The 728-nt window shown below is 64.4% G+C and carries 1 protein-coding gene; it reads right to left on the bottom strand.

The window, feature by feature from the left end; translation table 11 throughout:
- The coding region (locus ACLIJ1_RS23290; protein ID WP_411367964.1) for a VCBS domain-containing protein at positions 1-728 on the bottom strand (728 nt) is incomplete at both ends.

The following is a 728-nucleotide window of genomic DNA, read 5'->3' as shown; positions in this document are numbered from 1 at the left end:
ATCGTGGCGGTGTCATTGACTGCCACCGGCAGATCGTCGGTGCCCGTGATCGTGATCGTCAGCGTGGCGCTCTCGGTATCTCCGGCGCCATCGGTCAGCACGTACGTGTACGTCTCGGCCAGCGTCTCGCCAGGAGCCAGTTGCTGCACCGTCGGGTTGGCGTTGTTCAGCGTGTACGTGTACGTGCCGTCCGGGTTCAGAGCCACGGTGCCGAAGCTGCCCGTGGGCGAGCCACTGATGGCCACCGTGTTCTGGGCCGGTGATCCGTCACCATTGGTGTCGTTGAGCTTGACGTTGCCGTTGACCGTCGGAGTGTCCTCGGCGATCGTGTTGGTGTCGTCCACCGCAATCGGCACGTTGTCCGTGCCCACGATCGTGATCGTCAGCGTCGCCGTCGAGGTGTCACCGTCTTCGTCCGTCAGGCGGTAGGTATAGGTTTCCTGCAGCGTCTGGCCAGGCAGCAGCTGGTTCACCGTCGGGTTGGTGTTGTCCAGCGTGTACGTGTAGGTGCCATCCGGGTTCAGGCTCACCGTGCCGTAGCTGCCTGTGCCCGAACCCGTCAGGGCCGTCGTGTTCTGCGCAGGCGTGCCGTCACCGTTGGTGTCGTTGGGTTTGACGCCACCCGTGACCTGCGTCGCTCCTTCGTTGACGCTGTTGGTGTCGGCCACCGCCACCGGCAGGTCTTCCGCACCGGTGATGGTGATCGTCAGCGTCGCCGTCGAGGTGTC

It is taken from the genome of Hydrogenophaga sp. RWCD_12, from assembly GCF_046604225.1.
Taxonomy (GTDB): domain Bacteria; phylum Pseudomonadota; class Gammaproteobacteria; order Burkholderiales; family Burkholderiaceae_C; genus Hydrogenophaga.
The sequence above is the reverse complement of the archived record's forward strand: the minus strand, read 5'-3'. Positions and strand labels throughout refer to the sequence as shown.